Genomic DNA, 1,123 nt, shown 5'->3' with positions numbered 1-1,123 from the left:
GGGCGGCCCCCGCGGCGCCGTGCTGGCGGCTGCGACGGCAGCAGGCACCAGCCTCGCGCTGCCCGGCCTCGGACTAGTGATCGCCGGCCCACTCGCGGCTGCGGCGGCAGGCGCGGGAGCCGGCGCCGCAACTGGCGGATTGCTTGGCGCGCTGGTTGGCTGGGGCATTCCCGAGGAGCGTGTGAAGCATTATGAAAGCGGCCTGAAGCAGGGTGGCATCCTGATGGGCGTGCGTCCGCGTTCCGACGACGACGCGACGTGGCTCGAGCAGGAATGGCGCCGGCACAACGGCCAGCATATTTACAGGCCGGGCAGCACCGCGTCGACGTCGTCGTACTCCAATGCGGGCGGCGCTCGCAGCGTGGTCGGTGTCTATGATGAATATTCCGATGCCCAGTCCGCGTTGCAGGCACTGGTGGCGGATGGCTTCCAGCGCACCAGCATCCAGTTGAGCAACGAAGACGGTACTGCCACGAAAGACACAAGCACTGCAAGCACCACCAAGGATACCGGCGGCGGCATCAGCGGTTTCTTCCGCTCCCTGTTCGGCTCCGAACAGAACCCGTATCACGACACCTATGCCGAGTCCGCCCGTCGCGGCAGCTATGTCCTGACCGTGCAGGCACGTGACGACGACGAGGCCGACCGCGCATCCGACATCATGAACCGCTTCGACCCGGTGGATGTGGACGAACGGGCCGGCTACTGGAAACAGCAGGGCTGGTCACGCTACGACGCGAGCGCACCGCGCTACACCGACGATGAAATCCGCAAGGAGCGCAGTGCTTACCAGTCTGCCCGTACCGGCACGACGGGCGACCAGACGCGCATTCCGGTGGTCGAGGAAGAGTTGAAGGTTGGCAAGCGCGAAGTGCAGCGCGGCGGCGTTCGTGTATTCCGCCGCCTGACGGAAAAACCAGTACACGAGCAGGTTCAGCTGCGCGAAGAGCGCGTGCGGGTCGAACGCCAGCGCGTCGACAAGCCGGCCACCGAAGCCGATCTGGCCGCCTTCAAGGAAGGTTCGGTCGAGCTGCGCGAGACGGCTGAAGAAGCGGTGGTCTCGAAGTCCGCCCGCGTGGTCGAGGAAGTGGTGGTCGGCAAGGAAGTCACCGAGCGCACCGAA

The 1,123-nt window shown here is 66.1% G+C and carries 1 protein-coding gene; it reads left to right on the top strand.

What is annotated here, in order from left to right; all coding sequences use genetic code 11:
* Window positions 1–1,123, top strand: a 1,123-nt coding sequence (locus AYR66_RS29355) for a YsnF/AvaK domain-containing protein (RefSeq protein WP_206047068.1), incomplete at both ends; no start/stop codon positions are given.

The sequence above is a fragment of the Noviherbaspirillum denitrificans genome, assembly GCF_002211445.1.
In the GTDB taxonomy this organism is placed as follows: domain Bacteria; phylum Pseudomonadota; class Gammaproteobacteria; order Burkholderiales; family Burkholderiaceae_D; genus Noviherbaspirillum; species Noviherbaspirillum denitrificans.
This window is presented reverse-complemented; position numbering and strand designations above follow the sequence as displayed.